Source organism: Microbispora sp. H11081 (assembly GCF_012999535.1).
Lineage (GTDB): Bacteria > Actinomycetota > Actinomycetes > Streptosporangiales > Streptosporangiaceae > Microbispora.
Window position 1 is genome coordinate 436567 of sequence record NZ_JABBWV010000001.1, and the last position, 18095, is coordinate 454661.

The window sequence follows — 18095 nt, forward strand, 5'->3', positions numbered from 1 at the left end:
ACACCACCTCAGCGGTGCGACAGCACCCAGTCGAGGGCCGGGCCCACGGCGTCGACCACCGATGCCCGGGGGTCCGGCTCCGGCCGGGCGACCACCACGACCGGGAGGCCGAGCACGGCCGCGGCCTCCATCTTGGGCCACGTGTACGATCCGCCGGAATCCTTCGTGACCAGCACGTCCGAGCCGTGCCCGCGCATCACTTCGAGGTCGCCGTCCAGCGTGTACGGGCCGCGGCTGGTGATGACCCGCCAGTTCGGAGGCAGGTCGATGCCGGGGGAGTCGACCACCCGGGCCAGCACGGCGAGCCCGCCAAGGCACGGCACGAACCGGGCCAGCTCCTGCCGTCCGACGGTGAGGAAGGGGCGTTCTCCGAGCGAGGAGGCGAGCGCGGCGGCCTCGTCGTGGGTGGCGGCGTACCGCCAGGCCGGGTCGGGCTCCCAGCCCGGCCGCTCCAACCGGAGCAGCGGAACCCGCTCCGCGGCACAGGCCTCCAGCGCGTTGGCGCTCATCCCGCGGGCGAACGGGTGGGTGGCGTCGACGACGAGGTCGTAGTCCGCGAGGGCCGCGCGCAGGCCGTCCACGCCGCCGAAGCCGCCGACGCGCACCCGGCCCACCGGCAGCCGGGGGCGAGCCACCCGCCCGGCGAGCGACGAGGTGACGTCGACGTCCGCGTCGACCAGGAGACGGGCGAGCTCACGCGCTTCGGCGGTGCCGCCCAGCAGCAGGACCTTCATCGCGCGACTCCCACGGTCAGGGTGGGAAGGCCGGAGGGCGCTCCCGTACGGGCCAGCGCGAGCAGGGCGTCGACGTCGAGGTGCTCCTCGACGAGGTCGGCCAGCAGTTCCAGCCGGCGTTCACGAGCCGCAGGGAAACCGGCCCCCGAGGGCTCCAGCCCGGCGACCTCGGCGAGGAAGGCGGCCCGGAACTCGTCGCCCTCCAGGGCGCCGTGCCACATCGTGCCAAAGACGCGGCCGACCCGGGCGCCGCCGAGGAACTCGTCGACATCGTGGGCGCGCGTGATCCGCCCGTGGTGGATCTCGTATCCGGCGGCGACGGCCCCCAGCGCTTCGCCGCGCGACAGGCGCAGCACCTTGCCGGGGCGGAACTCGGTCGTCACGGGAAGCAGCCCGAGCCCCGGAGCCCGCGCGCCCGCCGGGCCCTCCACGCCCTCGGGGTCGTGGATCTCGGTGCCGAGCATCTGGAAGCCGCCGCAGATTCCGAGCAGCGGCCGGCCCGCCCGCGCATGCGCCTCGATCGCGGCGTCCAGGCCGCGTGAGCGCAGCCACGCCAGGTCGGAGAGCGTGGCCCGGGTTCCCGGCAGCACCACCACGTCGGCGTCGGCCAGGTCGCGGGCGGAGGAGACGAAGACGACGTCGAGGCCGGGCTCCAGGCCGAGGGCGTCGACGTCGGTGAAGTTGCTGATCCGCGGCAGGCGGACGACCGCAGTCCGCACGCGGGCGCCGTCCCGGCCGCGCCGGCCTTCGAGGTCGAGAGCGTCCTCGGAGTCGAGCCACAGATCGGGGTGCCACGGCAGCACGCCGTGGACCGGACGTCCGGTCAGGGACTCCAGCTGTTCCAGGCCGGGGCGCAGGAGGGAGCGGTCGCCTCGGAACTTGTTGACGACGAAGCCCGCGATCAGCGCCTGGTCGGCGGGCTCCAGCAGCGCGAGGGTGCCGTACAGGGAGGCGAACAGGCCGCCGCGGTCGATGTCGCCGACCACGACGACGGGAAGGCCGGCATGCCGGGCGAGTCCCATGTTCACGTAGTCGCCGGCCCGCAGGTTGATCTCAGCGGGACTGCCCGCTCCCTCGGCCACGATCACGTCGAAACGGGCGGCCAGGTCGTCGTACGCGGCGTGCGCGGCCCGCGCGAGGTGGCGGCGGCCGGTGACGAAGTCGTTCGCCGCCACCTCGCCCGCCGGCCGGCCCATCACCACGACATGGCTTCTGCGGTCGGAGCCGGGCTTGAGCAGCACCGGGTTCATCGCGGGCTCCGGCGCCACCCGGGCGGCCAGAGCCTGCACCCACTGGGCGCGCCCGATCTCGGCGGCCGAGCCGTCGCGGTCGTGGCAGACCATCGAGTTGTTGGACATGTTCTGCGCCTTGTACGGCGCCACCGACACCCCACGGCGGGCGAACGCCCGGCACAGCCCGGTGGTGACGACCGACTTCCCGGCGTCGGAGGCGGTGCCGGCGACGAGCAGACCACTCACGGCGCGGACGTCCTTTCCGAGGCGCGCAGCAGGCATGCCTCCATCACCCAGCCGGCCGCCTCACGCGCGGCCTCCCTGGCCGAGCGGAGGTCGGACAGCACGTCGCCCACCCGCCCGGCGACCAATCGCTCACCGGCCGCGCCGAGGTTGGCACCCCACCAGATCCGCCAGTCCCGCAACTCCTGGAGGCTGCCCAGGTTCCGCTCGGAGCCGAGCATCACCACGATGTTGCGCTGCCCGTCCGCGACCGCCTCGGGCAGCCGGCGAGCCGTGGTGATATGCACGGGCCGGCCCACCTCGTGCAGCACGATCCTGTGCCGCGCGGCCAGCACCTGCGGGGCGCTGATTCCCGGGATCACGTCCCAGGTCAGGTCCATCCGCTCACCGAGCCGGTCGAGGACGCGCAACGTCGAGTCGTAGAGCGAGGGATCTCCCCAGACCAGGAACGCCGCGGTTCCGCCGCGTGCCGCCAGCTCCCCGGCGTACGCGTCCACACGTGCGGCGTGCCACGCCTTCACCGCGCCGGGATAGTCGGCCGGGTCGTCGCGGTCGCGTTCGGGATCGGCGACCTCGACGAGTTCGAGGCCGTGCTCGGCGCAGATGCGGCGGCGCACCTCCAGCAGTTCGTCGTCGTCGCCCTTGCGTACGGCGAGCGCGTAGCCGGCCGCCGCCAGGGCCTTCGCGCCCTCACCCGTCAGATGGTGCGGGCCCATGCCGAAGCCCACCACGTGCACGTGCGTCACCGTCGTTCCCCGATCATCACGCGCCGTCCTCGAGGTCACCCTCGACCTCCAGGTAGACCTTCCGCAGTGCCCGCAGGGTCTCGTCGTCCGGCTCCGCCCACAGGCCGCGCTCGGCGGCCTCATGCAGGCGCTCGACGATGCCGCGCAGCGCCCACGGGTTCGACCCGCGCAGGAACTCCTGGGTGGTCTCGTCGAGAACGTACGACCTCGCCAAGGACTCGTACATCCAGTCGTGGACGACACCGGCGGTGGCGTCGAAACCGAACAGGTAGTCGACCGTCGCGGCCAGTTCGAACGCGCCCTTGTAACCGTGGCGCCGCATCGCGCCGATCCACCGGGGGTTGACCACGCGCGCGCGGAAGACCCGGTTGGTCTCCTCCTGAAGCGTGCGGGTGCGCACCGCGTCGGGCGAGGTCGAGTCGCCGACGTAGGCCTTCGGGTCGGATCCGGTCAGCGCGCGCACGGTGGCGATCATGCCGCCGTGGTACTGGAAGTAGTCGTCGGAGTCCGCGATGTCGTGCTCGGTGCTGTCGACGTTCTTCGCGGCGACCTTGATCCGCCGGTACGCGGCGCGCATGTCGTCCGCGGCGGGGACGCCGTCGAGGCCGCGTCCGTACGCGAAACCGCCCCACACCGTGTAGACCTCGGCCAGGTCGTCGTCGTCGCGCCACGTGCCCGACTCGACGGCCTGCAGGATCCCGGCGCCGTAGGAGCCCGGCTTGGAGCCGAAGATCCGGGTGGTCGCCCGGCGCTCGTCGCCGTGCTCGGCCAGATGGGCGCGGACGTGCGCGCGGACGAAGTTCATCTCGTCGGGCTCGTCCAGCTCGGCCACAAGCTTCACAGCGTCGTCCAGCATCGCCACGACGTGCGGGAACGCGTCGCGGAAGAAGCCGGAGATGCGGACGGTGACGTCGATGCGCGGGCGGCCCAGCTCGGCGAGGTCGATGACCTTGAGGTCGCTGACCCGTCGCGACATGTCATCCCATTCGGGGCGCACACCCAGCAGGGCCAGCACCTCGGCGATGTCGTCGCCGGAGGTGCGCATCGCGCTGGTGCCCCACACCGACAGACCCACCGAGGCCGGGTGCTCACCCGTCTCGTCGAGGTAGCGCCGCACCAGCGACTCGGCCATCGCCTGGCCGGTCTGCCACGCCAGCCGGGACGGAATGGCACGCGGGTCGACGGTGTAGAAGTTGCGGCCGGTGGGCAGCACGTTGACCAGGCCGCGCAGCGGTGATCCCGACGGGCCCGCCGCGACGTAGCCGCCGTTCAGGGCGTGCAGCAGCGCGTCCATCTCGCCGGTGGTGCGGGCCAGGCGCGGCACCACCTCGGTGGCGGCGAAGGCCAGCACCTGACGGACCACCGGGTCGTCGTGCAGGTCGTCCACGGCCGAGACGTCCCAGCCGGCCGCCTCCATCGCCGTGACCAGGGAGCGGGCCTGCTCCTCGTACGCGTCCACGGTCGCCGTCGAGGCGTCTTCTGGCAGGCCGAGGGCGGCGCGCAGGCCGGGTATCGCGTTGCCCACGCCGCCCCACTCCTGGGACGCGCGCAGGATCGCGAGCACCAGGTTGACCCGGGCCTCACCGGTGGGCGCCTGGCCGAGCACGTGCAGGCCGTCGCGGATCTGCACGTCCTTGATCTCGCAGAGCCAGCCGTCGATGTGCAGCACGAAGTCGTCGAACTCGTCGTCCTCTGGGCGGTCCTCCATGCCGAGATCGCGGTGCATCTCCGCCGCCCGCATCAGGGACCAGATCTCGCCGCGTATCGCCGGCAGCTTCGCCGGGTCCATCGTGGCGATGTTGCCGTACTCGTCGAGCAACTGCTCCAGGCGGGCGATGTCGCCGTACGACTCGGCGCGTGCCATCGGCGGGACGAGGTGGTCGACGATGGTCGCGTGGGCCCGGCGCTTGGCCTGGGCGCCCTCGCCGGGGTCGTTGACGAGGAACGGGTAGAAGAGGGGCAGGCTTCCCAGCACCGCGTCGGTGCCGCATTCGGCGGAGAGCGCGGCGTTCTTGCCGGGCAGCCACTCCAGCGAACCGTGCTTCCCGACGTGGACCACCGCGTGTGCGCCGAAGCCGCCTTCGGTCTCCGGCGCCTCCAGCCAGCGGTAGGCGGCCAGGTAGTGGTGGGTCGGAGGCAGGCCGGGGTCGTGGTAGATCGCGACGGGGTTCTCGCCGAAGCCTCGGGGCGGCTGGATGAGCAGCGTCACGTTCCCGGCGACGAGCGTGGCCAGGACGATCTCGCCCGCGTCGTTGACGAACAGGCCGCCGGGCGCCTCACCCCACGCCCCGGCCATCCTCGCGCGCAGTGCGGCGGGGAGATCCGCGGTCCAGCGGGCGTACCGCTCGGCGCTGATCCGCACATGGGCGTCGGTGAGGTGCCCCGAGGTCAGCCATTCCTCGTCCTGGCCGCCCGCCGCGATCATCGCGTGGATCAGCGCGTTCCCGGCCTCGGTGTCGTCGTCGAGGTCCAGGCCAGGCACCGCGCCCGGCGCCCCCAGGTCGTAGCCGGCGTCGCGCAGCCGGCGCAGGAGGCGGATCGTGGAGACCGGGGTGTCGAGGCCGACCGCGTTGCCGATCCGCGAGTGCTTGGTCGGGTACGCCGAGAGGACCAGCGCGACCTTCTTCTCACTGTTGGGCACATGACGCAGGCGGGCGTGGTTGACCGCGATCGCGGCGACACGGCGGCAGCGCTCCGGGTCGGCGACGTAGCGCGGGAGACCGTCGGCGTCGATCTCCTTGAAGGAGAACGGGGCGGTGATGATGCGCCCGTCGAACTCCGGGATCGCGATCTGGTTGGCGGAGTCGAGCGGGGTGACGCCGTCGTCGTTCGCCTCCCACTCCGCCCGGCCGCTGGTCAGGCAGAGGCCCTGCAGCACCGGGATGTCGAGGGCGGCGATCCGCTCCACGTCCCAGGTCTCGTCGTCACCGCCCGCGCCCGCCGAGGCGGGAACGCTGCCCCCCGCGGCGAGCACGGTGACGACCAGGGCGTCGAGGGTCCCGAGCGCCTCGAAGAGGTCGCCGGGCGCGCTGCGCAGCGAACCGGCGAAGATCGGCAACCCGACGGCCTCGCCGGTCGCGTCGACGGCGTCAGCCAGGGCGTGGGCGAAGGCCGTGTTGCCGCTGGCCTGGTGGGCTCGGTAGTAGAGGATGCCGATCCGTGGCAGGGCGGCGTCGACCGGCGCGGTGCGCTCGGCGAAGCCCCAGGAGGGGATCGCCGTGGGCGGCTCGAAGCCTTCGCCGGTCAGGAGCACCGTGTCCGAGAGGAAGGCGTGCAACTGGGCCAGGTTGACCGGGCCGCCCTCGGCCAGGTAGCGGTGGGCCTCGGCCGCGACCCCGATGGGGACGCTGGAGAGCTCCATAAGTTCGGCGTTCGGCTGCTGCTCCCCGCCGAGCACGACGACCGGCGTCCCGGCGGCGCGGACGGCCGCCAGCCCCGGCCACAGGTCGTTCGGCGAACCGAGCAGACGTACGACGACGAGGTCGGCGCCCGCCACGCAGGCCTCAAGGTCGGCATCGCCGTCTCGCGCTGGATTGGCGAGTGCGTACGCGGCCCCGCTGGCCCGCGCGGAGAGCAGATCGGTGTCGGACGTCGACAACAGACATAAACGTGCGGACGTGGCCATGGCCGGGCTCCTCCTCCGGGGTTCTCGCCCCGTACAGCGGTCGGATCACCCTCGGCCAGTATCTGGCTGCAGCCCCTCGCGGGCCTGATCACAGTGGCGGAACCGCCCCGGAATCTCACCGGGTTCCTGCACCGAAGGCGTCCTGGCAGCCTACGGGAGAACGCCCGCCACACGTGATCCGGTCCATCCCGTCCTCCATGGGAACGGCAAGGGTCTCAGCCTCGAATCCGTCTTCCCGCCCGACCAGATCCCCGTCGCGACCCGGGAGCCGCTGGATGTCCCTGCCGGGTTTAGACATGTCCAGGTGTGCGGCATGGCGCCGAGGACGACGAGGATCGGCTGGTCGGAATCGATCAGGTGGTGCGAGTCGGTTCGGCCGAACGGCCGTCGATTTCGCGCGGCTCTGCCTCCGCGACCGCCGAGCAGCAAATGGTGATCAAAATGAATGCCGCCCTGTGCCTCGGTGTGCCGAGTGAAGTGGCGCGGCAGCTGGAGGCGGACGGCCGGGGCCTCGGAGATGACCGGGTGGTAGTTGAGGGACGACGCCGATGGGTTCGAGAGCGATAGAGAATGTTGCTCGAGCGTTGCTGTCCTGCATGAAGGCACCTGCTCGTCCCATACTGCGGGACAGATTCCGACCGGACTTCAACCGGCGAGCGACGATGAGCTACGAACCTCCAGATCAGCCGCTACATCGCAGCATCACCTCCGCTCTACCGGGCGCACGAGTCATCGAGGTTAATGCTGTTACCCGTGTTCGGACGTGGCTCAGCGCCTGTGAAACCACCGTCACCGAAGCGAGGTGGCAGCTACGCTGAAGATCGCAGCCCGCGTAGCGGGGAAGCAGGCCCATGTAGGGAGTATCAGCTGGTGAAACGCTGGTATGCGCGAATGGCCGATGTTCAAGGCATTGGTTTCGCCGGAAGCCCTGGCGTCAACAGAGATCATTTGCCGGGAACCCGGATCCGCCCGCGCGAGGAGTACGGCTCGCTCTTGTGGCCAACCGCCAGTGGCACCACCTCCGCCTCTCCAGCCCACAACCGGGCATTCGGCGATATGCGCACCCCGGATACCGACACCCTCATCCGCTGGGTATGGGAAGGGCTGGAATTGCCGGGCAGTGCATCGGACTACCATTTCTTGCTGCAGAACGCGGTCGAGCAGTTCTGGTCACGCCGCCGTACCGCTCCTGCTGGGCTGCACTTCGTGGAAGTCTTCGCTCACCTGGATCTTCTCTTGATCGAGGCAGTGCCTCAGACCGTACTGATCAATGAGAAAAAACCCTCGCTCGGCTTTGTCCGCATTTCCAGCATCGCGACGTGGATCAACCTGCTGCACGCAGAAGGCGCGCTGCGTGACGCGCTTTCTGTTAGCAAGCGGATTCAGCGCTTCGGTGACAACTACCTCGATGAAAGGCTGGAGGCGAAGGTAGCCGCGTTGGATGAGGAGTCCGCATGAGCGGCACCCGGCTCGTTGACAAGGTGTCCAGTACGTCATATCTGGAAAGCGCCTTCGTCAAGTGGGTGCTGAGCGCCGCTGCTGGCGTAGGGATCTCCCGCCATGTGGCCGGGCAGTACCCGGTCGTGGTCGAGGACCGCACTTACCGGCTGGACTATCTGTTGATCGGATCGAGCCTTCGGGTGGTGGTTGAGCTCGACGGTTTCGAGTTTCACAGCAGCAGGACCGCCTTCGTTCATGATCGGATCCGGCAGAACGACCTCGTTGGCCTGAATTATGTCGTCCTTCGATTTTCCTATGCCGCGATTCGTGAGCACACTGCCCGTTGCGTGGCGCAGCTGCAAAGGGTGCTACTGCAAGATCCGGTCCTGGCCGCGTACGTCATCCCCGATCCCATCGTCCCTGTCCCCGACGATATGGATCCCAACCCGTTTGGTCTGGTCACACCACCTCCGCCCCAGCCCGCGAACGACAGAGACTATTTCGATCGCGCTCGTAAGTGCATTGACCTGGGTCCGCTGCGTACATGCCAGCGAGATGCGTTGATCGCGCTGGCGAACTACTATCGCCGCGGCGAGGTCAACGCCGCATGCGTGATGTCAGTGGGAGCAGGCAAGACCGCGCTGGGGGTCGCTGCCGCGCTCGCCTTCACGCGGCGCCGCGCGTTGATTGTGACACCTGGCCGTGTCATTCGCGGAACGTTCGACACAGCGCTCGACCCATCGTTGGCTGGCAACGTCCTATACACGCTTCGCGGAGGTCCGCTGATCGCCGGCTTGCGCGCCCCCGCTACCCAGGTACTCGACGGCGAAGACGGCGCGATCAGGGCGGTGAGCCGCGAGGCGCTGCTGAGCACCGATATAATCGTGACGAACTTCCACTCGCTCGGCAACGCCGCGACAAACGATGGGCTGCTAGCCAAGCTCGAGCCCGACGATATCGATTTCATCGTGATCGACGAGGCGCACATCGCTGCCGCAGACTCCTACCAGCGGCTATTCGCGCGTTTCCCGAGTGCGCGACGCTTGTTGATGTCAGCCTGTTTCAGCCGCGCCGACGGTAGGTCTGTAGCTGCGGACGTGGTCTACCGGTATAGGCTCATCGACTCGATCACTGATGGCCACGCCAAGCACTTGCGAGCGCACCGGTTCAGCCCGGACGTCGAGCAGACCGAATATGAAATCGCCTGGCCGGACGGCATCCGTGAGTCGATCGTCGGCAAAGACGCCCTGCTGGCGGTGCTCGAGGATGAGCGCAAGGTCGCGCGAATCACCGCCACCTCCGAAGAGCCGATTCGAAGAATCATGACGATCGTGCGCGACCGCCTCGCGATACAAACCAACTCATTGGCACCGGTAAGGCCGCGCGTGCTGTTCGCCGCGCTTGGGCAACTCCATGCCGAACAGATCTCGCGTATCGCCAACGAGTACGGCATCGCCAGCGCGACTCTGCACCATTCGATGACCGACTCCGACATCGCTGCCACACGCAAGAGATTCGAAGCGGACTCGGGCAACCTTCAGGCGATCGTCCAGCTGAAGATGCTTGGCCAGGGCTATGACCTGCCTGCGATCACCGTCGTGGTGCCGATGCGGCCCTTCGGCACTTTTGGGGAGTTCTACCAGCTTGTGGGCCGAGGCATCCGCGTCGTCCACCATCCTCAGCTCAACGCCCGCCAAGAACAGCATCTGGACCTCGTCTACCACGGCGAACTGGGCCTCGACTCTCACCTAGAGACGCTCCGTGTCGAAAACGACATGGATCCACACCCCGCGGACGCTGACGCCTTCGGGGACGCCCCACTCCCCGACCGGGCGACCAGACCCGGTACGCGGTCGAGTGTGCCAATGCCCAGCGTGAGCGTCCTTGCCGAACAGGGCGACACCCGTCAGCAGTTCCTGCACACCCTCGACCAGGTTCAGGCACGTCGGCAGGAGCGAGAACTGCACGCTTTGGCCAACAGTTATGCCAGATACGCAGCCACGACCCCCAACCCCAAACCATTCGAGGAGTTCGTCGCCGTGATCAGGAGCACCCATGGGTGAGTACGGTCTGGCCGACGCGCTCGCCGTCGCCGACCCCGACCAATTCCTGCGCCTGGAACGAGACGCAGGCCGCAACGGACGCTTCGCCTGGATCGACCAACTGGCTGCGAACCTGCTCACCATGGCCCTGTCCGGCCGGAATCTGGTGGACATAACACCAGGAGAACGCGGCCAGAAGAACCGCGACATCATCACGGTGACCTTCCTGACCCCGCAAGATCGCGCTCTCGTCGGCGAGACATTCTCCTTGTCGGCTCAGCAAGCCCGAGGCGCCTGGTTCCTGCCCGAACAGGCCACACTCAAAGCCGGCACACTCAACCTGTCCGCCCACGCTCGCCACTACCCGTGGCAGGCCGTCACTATCGCGGGCGAAGACGTCGCCCGCGTCCACATGGGCTCGACGGCAGATGCCTTGCTAGCGTGGTCTTTGCTCATCCCGCTGTTTGATGCGCTGATGGCACCGATCACGATCCGGGCGTCCGGATCGGCGCAGTCAGCCGATGAGCAGCACAAAGCGTGGACGGCGATCCTGCAGTCATACACCGATTTGGGCATCGCGCCCACCCCCGAGGTGATGGTCTTCGCCTACCGCGGCGGGTGGAGCCAACTCGATCGCGCCGGTCAAGTGCAAGCGAGAATCGCACTGCTGGACTTGCTGGCCCGTCACGATCTCCTCCAGATCGCGGCGCGCTTTCGCGCCTCGCGCCTGCAGAAACTGATCGCCGCGACGATGAAGAAGACGGGCCAAGGCTCGCCTCTCGCCCGCCGAGTGCTCACCAAGGTGCTGCAGCCGACTCTCAGCGCATATTTCGCCGGCGACTGGCTGGCGTTCCTGGACCACATTGAGGTGCCGCCGAACTCAGGCGAAGAGCTCGTTACGGCACTACCGGAGCCCAAACTCTATGTCGGTGGATCGGCCAAGGCCGAGTCCGCAGCCGCCCAGCACGGCCTCAACCCAGATGACGTCCACGCGATGCTGGCGGCCTTTCTCGGTCAGGACAGCTCCGTCTCACCCGTTGAGCAACGCGTCGATGTCCTGAAACGCTGGTGGCAGCAGTTCGATGCGATTCACGCCCGGCAGACGGCAAACATGCCGTCCTTGTGGGGACTGGTGGAAGAAGGGTTCTACTCGATCGGCTACGGGGAAGGGCCACAACGACAGCTCTACCGCACTCTCCTTAGCACGGACCTCGTCGAGGACGTCAACCGGCTCTGGGACGGAACCACGCTGGCCCGCTGGCCGCAGGTCATCGTCAGTGAGCCCTACCCGCACAGGCTCATGGCCGAGACCCTCGGTCCGGCCGTCACCTTCTGGCACAGCGTCGCCCTGACCACCTGGTACGTCTGTGAGGGCCCCACCTCACGGACCTCGCTGACCGGGCTGCGCGCGTACCACAAAGCGCACCTCACCCAACTCGCCGACGCCGAGACCCCCATTCATCCGAGCCTTTTCGACGAGCTGGAGAATGCCGAGCGTTACCTCGGGCCGCCTCAAGAACTGCCCTCGTATGAGCACCAATTGAAGTTGGCCGACGGACACATCGGTTTCCGCGTCACTGGAGGAGGCCAGCGCCGCGACGGATTCGCAATTCTGCGTGACATCGTCACACGCCACCGGCAGGGGTGGACCCAGCGCTACCTGACGCACTATCTCCAGCATCGATGGACGAGCGAACTTACCCACGTTGCGCGTGAACTCCACAAGTTCATCGCGGTCAACGGCAAAAGCCCAACATTTCGCCAGTTCGCCCGCGTGGCCGCCACCGCCGCCAACCATTGGTTCAACGGTGACCTGGCCGGCCTCTACACCGCCATCGGCGAGAAGGCTCCAGCCACACCTCGGCGCGTCGACCTCCTTCCCATCGCCGCGCACGACTTCGTCGACGCTGTCTACGCCCGTCTCGGAGGGCGGCCCTATGAGGAGCTTCTGCGCGTCACGAACTTCCCACTGGCCGACGAGTACCGGCAGAAAGCCAGGTTGGCGGCCGCCAGTGTGCTCTACCTGCAGATAGCCGAGGCTCTCGGCCGCGCCCCCGACCCCAAGGAGTTCGGTGCAGCCCGCCACGAATGGTCTTGGGCGGGAAGCGTTGATGAGGGATGGCTCATCTATCAGAAAGCCATCGACGAAGTACTGGCACACAGCCAGCACCGGTGAGGTACGGCGATCTCGGCTTGTCAGGGGAGCAATGCTTGAGCCCAATAAGGTCGCATGGCACCGAATGGCTCCTAAGAAACTGGTCCAGTTCTTGACATTGTGGGTGTTCAAATTTCGGCCGTTGGTGCTGAAATGGGGTCTGGGATTCAGGTCTGGCGGGGTGATCGCTGTCATGGCGTTGCGGCTGGTTTTATATAATCTTTGCCCGGATTGCGGCTTGGATGGTGCTTCTGGGTCGTTCGCAGCGGTCGAAGAACGCGGACATTCTGGTCCTGCGCCATCGGATCGCGGTGTTACGTCGACAGGCGGCAAGACCTCAGCCCTGGGCAGGCTGCCGACCTTGTCCCGCCGTCCGACCGGGACGAGCTGATCGCGTATGGGCCGCTGCTCTCCGACGACGGCACCACCTGGCTGGGCACGGCGCTGCTGGCTCGGGCGCCGGACCCAGATGCGGCAGGCGCCGTTCTGACCCTGGACCGGTACGCCGACATCGAGGTCCACAACTAGGAGTTCGGCGGGCGCCGGTAACAAGCACTTGGTCGTCGCCAGCTAGGGCCAGAACTACCCGCGTCGGAGATCGACCAGTGAGGGCCGGGTGAGGCAGGCTGCAACCGATCCAGTCGAAGGACCCCGGGACAACTCTTGGGGTCCTTCGGGCGTATAGGCGTGGAATCGTTCCGCGAGGCGCCAAATCGCCGGGATCACCTGGAGAAACGAGGCCGCGAGCATTCCGCGTATGTTCCGCGACCGGTGGCATACGACTGCTTCCGGCGGCTGTCGGCTGCATGTCCGGACAAGCATGATCGACCACGAAGCCGCAGGTGAGACCGCGGATGGCTGGTCGTACGTGGTAGGGCGGGTGGGACTTGAACCCACGACCCACGGATTATGAGTCCGATGCTCTGACCGGCTGAGCTACCGCCCCGCAATGGTGGAGTCTCTCACAACTTGGCCGCCGAGGGGATCGGGGATCCGCGGCCTTCGGCCCTGGGCGTAATCTCCGCCGATCATGGTGTCCTGATCGTCCTCGCTGGTCAGCGCTGTCCCTGCTGGGAGTTATGCGGCTTATGTCAGGGTATGTGACTAGTGAGGTGAGATCGCTCCACAAGACGGCTCTGCGAAACGTGGCTACGCAACGACTCGGGGGTGTCCGGTGGGGAGACGACTGGCGGGCGTCTGGGTGCTGCTTCTGATGTCCCTTCCCGCCTGCGGCCCGGGTGGGCAGGAGCGGGGAGCGGAGCTCGGAGCGGTCGGAGACGCGCGGGACGGCTTCACCGTCGGCCTGCTGCTCCCCGGAGACGGACCGGACCGGCTTCTGTTCACCCGGTCACTGGCCTCCCTCTGCCCGAGCTGCGACGTCCGGTACGCGAACGCCGCAGGCGACCAGGCCAGGCAGGGGCGGCAGGTTGGGCAGATGCTCGCCGACGGTGTGCGGGTGCTGGTGCTCGGCCCGGTGGATCCCGGGGCCGCCGCTCCCTTGGTGGCCAGGGCCAAGCTGGCCGGGGCGAAGGTGGTCGCGTACGACCGGCTGGCCAACGGACCGGTGGACGCCTACGTGGCGACGGATCCGGCGCGCGTCGGACGGGCGCAGGCGCTGGCCCTGCTCGACGCCATGAAGGTGGCGGGCCCGGTGCTGCTCGTCAACGGGCCTGCCGCGGATCCGTACGCGGCGGCGGTGAAGCGGGGTCTGCACGCCGTGCTCGACGGCCGGGTGACGATCGGCTGGGAGCGGGATCTGACGCGGCCAGGCGATGTCCGGGGCGAGGTGGCTGCGGCCGTCGCCGCGCTCGGCGGGGCGGCGGCGAAGGTGGCGGGCGTGTGCTCCACGAGTGAGGGGACGGCGGAGTACGTCGCGGCCGAGATGGCGAAGGCGGGGTTGGCGGGGGTGCCGCTGATCGGCTACGAGGCCCGTCCGGGACGCGCCGGGCCGCGGACCGTGACCGTGCGCACCGACGTCGCGGCTCAGGCGGCGGCCGCCGCGAGGCTGGCGGTGGAGGTCGCGGGCGGCAGGACCGTGTACGGCACGGCCGTCGTGTCCAACGGGACCACGGTCTCGATCCCGGCGGTGCTGGTCCCGCCCGCCGTGGTCACGAGGCCGGAGGCCGCCGGGCCCCCCGCCCCCACTCCTCCCGGAACGGCCCCCCGCCAGGGCGTACGACCGCACTGACGACAGCGCTGAAGAAGTCGCTACGGCCGGTCCGCTCGCCAGGACGAGCCCGCCTGCGGTGCGGCCGGTACGGCGTGGCGGGGCAACCGGACCTCGACGCGGGTGCCGGTGCCCGCATGGGGGTCGGTGACACGGAGGGATCCGCCGTGGAGGAGCACGTGCTGGCGGACGACGGTGAGGCCGAGTCCGGAGCCTGGGCTGCCCACGCGCCGGTGGAAGCGGGCGAATACGGATTCGCGGTCGGCGGGCGGGATGCCGGGCCCGGAGTCCCGCACGGTGAGGAGAGCGGCGGCGCCGTCCTCGCGCACGCCCACCGAGATCTCGCAGGCGCCCCCGCCGTCCGTGCCGTGGACGGCGGCGTTGTCGAGCAGGTTGTCGAGGATTCCCCGCACACCCTCGGCCCAGCCCGTCAGCACCAGGCGATCCGGGAGCGAGACGGTGATCGCGGCGTGTGGGTGGCGCCTCCTGGCGTCCTCGACGGCGTCGCCGACGATCTCCACCACGTCGATCTCGGTGAAAGCCTCCTGGCCGAGGAGTTCGCCGCGCGCGAGTTGCCGCAGGGCCGTGATGAGCCGCTGCATCCGCCCCTGCTCGGCCCTCAGGTCGGCGAGGATCTCGGCCCGTTCCGTGGCGTCCACGTCCGGATGGTCGAGCAGCCCGAGGTTGGCGGTCATGCTGGTGAGAGGGGTGCGCAGTTCGTGAGCGGCGGTCGCGGCGAAGGCGCGGGCCGTCTCCAGCGCCTCGCCGGTGCGGGCCACCGCCGCGTCCCGCCGGTCGAGCGACGTGTTGAGCATGCCGGCGAGTTCGTCGATCTCGCTGACCCCCGACGTGGTCGCCAGCCGGGCGCCGGGCCGGGAGGGCGCGCCGATCAGCCTGGCCTGCCGGTGGAGGACCTCGAGCGGCCGTACGGCGAACCGGCCGAGGGCGAGACCCGCCAGGGCGCCGACCCCCGCCGAGACGAGCGCGGTGAGCCCGACCCGGCGGCGGAGCAGGCCGAGTTGCGCGTCGAGACGCGTCTGGGGGTCGAAGACCCACAGGCGGGCGTGGTTCTCGCGGGCACCGAGGTCTTCGGCCACGAACCGCCACGTGCGCCCTGCCTCGGCGAGGTCGGCGAGGTCTACGAAGTCGGCGGGGCCGGCCGTGCCGGCCGGTGGCAGGGTGTGCGGCACGTCTCCGATCACGAGGGGTTCGGCCCCGGCGATCTCGAGGTACATGCCGCCCGCGCCGCCGTCGCCCGCCGTGGCCTCCGACAGCCGCCGCTGGAGGAAGTCCGGCGGGATCCCGGGCGTCGCCCGCGCTCGCCAGGCGTACACCGAGGCCATGGGCGCGAGCGCGCGCAGCCGTACGGTCAGCTGCCTGTCCCTTTCCGTACGCAGGTCGTGGGACACCAGAGCGTGCACGAGCAGTCCGGCGAGCAGGACGAGGAGCGGCACGGCGACGGCGAGGCAGATCGCGAAACGGGTGGACAGCCTCATGGGGCGGCCTGCGGAGCACTCACTGGGCCGTCTCCCTGAGCACGAATCCCACTCCGCGTACGGTGTGCAGGAGGCGCGGCTCGCCCCCTGCCTCGAGCTTGCGCCTGAGGTAGCCGACGAACGTGTCCACGGCGTTGCCGGTCACCTCGAAGTCGTATCCCCAGACGCGTTCGAGCAGCACGTCTCGGGTCAGCACGATCCCGGCGTTGTGGGCGAGCACCTCCAGCAGGTCGAACTCCCGCCGGCTCAGCTCGACCGGCCGGCCGTCGATCGTGACCCGCCGCCCGGCCGGGTCCACGGTGAGGCGGCCGACCCGGACGACGGTGCCCGGAGGACGGCCCGCCCGGCGCAGCAGGGCGTGCAACCGCAGGACCACCTCGCGCAGTTCGAACGGCTTCACTACGTAGTCGTCGGCCCCGGCGGCGAGGCCGGCGACCCGGTCGGACACCTCGTCCATGGCCGACAGCATCAGCACCGGAACCTCCGGCCGGTCCGACCGCAGGCGCTCGCACACCTCGATCCCCGACAGGCCGGGCATCGACACGTCGAGGACGACCGCGTCGGGTGCGGCGCGGTGGACGAGTTCCAGTGCCTCGCGTCCCGAGGCGGTCACGTCCACGTCGAATCCCTCCACGCGCAGACCACGTCGCAACGCGCGCAGGATGGCCGGATCGTCGTCGACGACGAGAACCCGGAATCTCGTCATGGCAGGGCTCCCGCTGCTTTCGAGGGCGACCGGCAGGAGGGTGACCGCCCGCCTTCGTGATCTTCTCGGAGGTCGGGAGCGGGCGGGGGCGGACCAGGCGCCGACGGTGGAAGTCGATCTCCAATCTACGGCACGGCTCGCCCACTGGGACCTCGCGCGCGGCAGAGACCGGTCGCGGGGCCCATCGCCCAGAGCCTGGCGCCCAGAGCCCATCACCCGGAGCCATCGGTGACGACTAGCGACGGCTTGCCAGAGATATGCCAGAAATCTTCGCCATCATCCCCGCCGAACGGCCCGCGTCCGGCGTGGCCGTCTCCGGTATCCCGAGATCAGTGCGGAGAAACTCGATGCGATCACGATTCCTCCCGGTCGCCGCGGCGGCGGCCCTGGCGACTCTGGCGGCGGGCACGACCCCCGCGCAGGCCACGGCCAGGACCGGGGGCCCGCCCACCGGCTCCACGGCCGTCGCGGCTCCATCCCCCTCCACGGCCCCCTCCCCGGCCCCTTCCACGGCGTCGAAGCTCGACCCGAAGTCGTTCGCCGTGGTGCGCCCGTCCGCCCGGCCCGTCCCGCTGCGGAGCGCTCCGCGCTCCCTGTCGGTGACGTACACGTTCCAGGGCAAGAAGTACACGCTCGACGACTACCTCGCCAGGTCGAAGGCGAACGGCTTCGTCGTGCTCGACGGCCAGAAGATCGTGTACGAGCGCTACCGCGCCGCCGGGCCGAACACCCGCTTCCAGTCCTGGTCCATGGCGAAGTCCTTCACCTCGGCGGCGGTCGGCATCGCCCTGCACGAGGGCCGCATCCGCTCCATCGACGACCCGGTGACGCGGTACCTCCCCGAACTGCGCTCCTCCGGCTACGACGGCGTCTCCATCCGGAACCTGCTGCGGATGTCGTCAGGGATCGACTGGGACGAGAAGTCCGACGTGCCGAAGACGCAACTGGCCGCCCATCGCGGTTTCCCGGTCGAACGGCTCGCGCGGCGGCAGGTACGTGGCTGGGAGCCGGGCAGCAGGTTCGAGTACACCAGCATGAACTCGTTCGTCCTCGCCCGGCTGGTGAGCGAGGTGACGGGCATGCCCTACCACCGCTACGTCGAGGAGAAGATCTGGAAGCCGGCCGGCATGGCCTCCACGGCCCGCATCGGCGGCGACTCCCACGACGACCTCGGCTATTGCTGCTACTACGCGACCGACCGCGACTACGCGCGGTTCGGCCTGCTGTACCTCGACAAGGGCCGCGCCGGCGGACGCCAGGTGGTGCCGCGGGCGTGGGTGGAGGAGTCCACCAGGCCCTCCGCCTCCTTCAACGCCGATTACGGCCTGCACTGGTGGCTGGGTGGCGGGGGCGACTTCATGGCCGCGGGATTCGGCGGCCAGTACATCTACGTCTCACCCGAGCACCGGGTCGTGATCGTCAAGTCGGCCGTCTCCTCCTCGCAGGACCGCGAAGAGGCGCTGTCCGCCTTCCGCGCGGTGGCGGCCGAGGTGGCGAGAACGCGCTGAC

11 protein-coding genes, 1 tRNA gene and 1 riboswitch are annotated in these 18095 nt (G+C 69.4%); of the genes, 5 read left to right on the forward strand and 7 right to left on the reverse strand.

What is annotated here, in order from left to right; all coding sequences use genetic code 11:
* Window positions 1-8: 8 nt before the first annotated feature.
* Genes HHX31_RS01900 through cobN form a run of 4 tightly spaced genes read right to left on the reverse strand, consistent with a single transcriptional unit; the run spans window position 9 to window position 6580 of the window.
* On the reverse strand, window positions 9-734 hold the full coding sequence (locus HHX31_RS01900) for a cobalt-precorrin-6A reductase (RefSeq protein ID WP_169944426.1): 726 nt from the start codon (window positions 732-734) through the stop codon (window positions 9-11).
* Window positions 731-2248: a cobyric acid synthase gene (locus HHX31_RS01905; RefSeq protein ID WP_169944429.1), complete on the reverse strand. Its 1518-nt coding sequence runs from the start codon at window positions 2246-2248 to the stop codon at window positions 731-733. Before HHX31_RS01905 ends, HHX31_RS01900 begins: the two co-directional genes overlap by 4 nt.
* The gene (gene cobF / locus HHX31_RS01910) at window positions 2209-2955 is read right to left on the reverse strand and encodes a precorrin-6A synthase (deacetylating) (protein ID WP_311931170.1); all 747 of its coding nucleotides are present in this window, start codon (window positions 2953-2955) and stop codon (window positions 2209-2211) included. The genes HHX31_RS01905 and cobF overlap by 40 nt, the downstream gene beginning before the upstream one ends.
* Before the next feature lie 16 nt (window positions 2956-2971).
* On the reverse strand, window positions 2972-6580 hold the full coding sequence (gene cobN / locus HHX31_RS01915) for a cobaltochelatase subunit CobN (RefSeq protein WP_169944433.1): 3609 nt from the start codon (window positions 6578-6580) through the stop codon (window positions 2972-2974).
* A 35-nt stretch (window positions 6581-6615) separates the two neighbouring features.
* A riboswitch (cobalamin riboswitch) is annotated at window positions 6616-6731 on the reverse strand.
* A gap of 719 nt (window positions 6732-7450) precedes the next feature.
* Here cobN and HHX31_RS01920 point away from each other — a divergent pair.
* Genes HHX31_RS01920 through HHX31_RS01930 form a run of 3 tightly spaced genes read left to right on the forward strand, consistent with a single transcriptional unit; the run spans window position 7451 to window position 12238 of the window.
* A complete protein-coding gene (locus HHX31_RS01920; RefSeq protein WP_169944434.1) occupies window positions 7451-8038 on the forward strand; it encodes a hypothetical protein in 588 nt (195 codons plus the stop codon).
* Window positions 8035-10083 carry a DEAD/DEAH box helicase family protein gene (locus HHX31_RS01925; protein WP_169944436.1) on the forward strand — a complete coding sequence of 683 codons (2049 nt, stop codon included), beginning with the start codon at window positions 8035-8037 and terminating at the stop codon, window positions 10081-10083. The genes HHX31_RS01920 and HHX31_RS01925 overlap by 4 nt, the downstream gene beginning before the upstream one ends.
* Window positions 10076-12238, forward strand: coding sequence for a stress protein (locus tag HHX31_RS01930; RefSeq protein WP_169944438.1), 2163 nt, complete (start codon window positions 10076-10078; stop codon window positions 12236-12238). The genes HHX31_RS01925 and HHX31_RS01930 overlap by 8 nt, the downstream gene beginning before the upstream one ends.
* Window positions 12239-13086: 848 nt before the next feature.
* On the opposite strand, the gene HHX31_RS01935 is transcribed toward HHX31_RS01930, so the two are convergent.
* Window positions 13087-13163 (reverse strand) — tRNA-Ile (locus tag HHX31_RS01935).
* A gap of 228 nt (window positions 13164-13391) precedes the next feature.
* Here HHX31_RS01935 and HHX31_RS01940 point away from each other — a divergent pair.
* The gene (locus HHX31_RS01940) at window positions 13392-14405 is read left to right on the forward strand and encodes a substrate-binding domain-containing protein (RefSeq protein ID WP_169944440.1); all 1014 of its coding nucleotides are present in this window, start codon (window positions 13392-13394) and stop codon (window positions 14403-14405) included.
* Between the two features lie 20 nt (window positions 14406-14425).
* Here HHX31_RS01940 and HHX31_RS01945 read toward each other — a convergent pair whose 3' ends face one another.
* Both HHX31_RS01945 and HHX31_RS01950 read right to left on the reverse strand, forming a co-directional pair.
* On the reverse strand, window positions 14426-15880 hold the full coding sequence (locus HHX31_RS01945; protein ID WP_169944442.1) for a HAMP domain-containing sensor histidine kinase: 1455 nt from the start codon (window positions 15878-15880) through the stop codon (window positions 14426-14428).
* Between the two features lie 19 nt (window positions 15881-15899).
* Window positions 15900-16586 carry a response regulator transcription factor gene (locus HHX31_RS01950; protein WP_169944444.1) on the reverse strand — a complete coding sequence of 229 codons (687 nt, stop codon included), beginning with the start codon at window positions 16584-16586 and terminating at the stop codon, window positions 15900-15902.
* A gap of 347 nt (window positions 16587-16933) precedes the next feature.
* On the opposite strand from HHX31_RS01950, the gene HHX31_RS01955 reads away from it, so the two are divergent.
* The gene (locus HHX31_RS01955) at window positions 16934-18094 is read left to right on the forward strand and encodes a serine hydrolase (RefSeq protein ID WP_169944445.1); all 1161 of its coding nucleotides are present in this window, start codon (window positions 16934-16936) and stop codon (window positions 18092-18094) included.
* Window position 18095 lies beyond the last annotated feature (1 nt).

What these genes read in the sequence shown, in the direction of transcription:
- HHX31_RS01955 (WP_169944445.1), top strand. Translation starts at nt 16,934, where the DNA reads ATGCGATCACGATTCCTCCCGGTCGCCGCGGCGGCGGCCCTGGCGACT.
- HHX31_RS01900 (WP_169944426.1), bottom strand. Translation starts at nt 734, where the DNA reads ATGAAGGTCCTGCTGCTGGGCGGCACCGCCGAAGCGCGTGAGCTCGCC.
- HHX31_RS01950 (WP_169944444.1), bottom strand. Translation starts at nt 16,586, where the DNA reads ATGACGAGATTCCGGGTTCTCGTCGTCGACGACGATCCGGCCATCCTG.
- HHX31_RS01945 (WP_169944442.1), bottom strand. Translation starts at nt 15,880, where the DNA reads ATGAGGCTGTCCACCCGTTTCGCGATCTGCCTCGCCGTCGCCGTGCCG.
- HHX31_RS01925 (WP_169944436.1), top strand. Translation starts at nt 8,035, where the DNA reads ATGAGCGGCACCCGGCTCGTTGACAAGGTGTCCAGTACGTCATATCTG.
- cobN (WP_169944433.1), bottom strand. Translation starts at nt 6,580, where the DNA reads ATGGCCACGTCCGCACGTTTATGTCTGTTGTCGACGTCCGACACCGAT.
- HHX31_RS01905 (WP_169944429.1), bottom strand. Translation starts at nt 2,248, where the DNA reads ATGCCTGCTGCGCGCCTCGGAAAGGACGTCCGCGCCGTGAGTGGTCTG.
- HHX31_RS01930 (WP_169944438.1), top strand. Translation starts at nt 10,076, where the DNA reads ATGGGTGAGTACGGTCTGGCCGACGCGCTCGCCGTCGCCGACCCCGAC.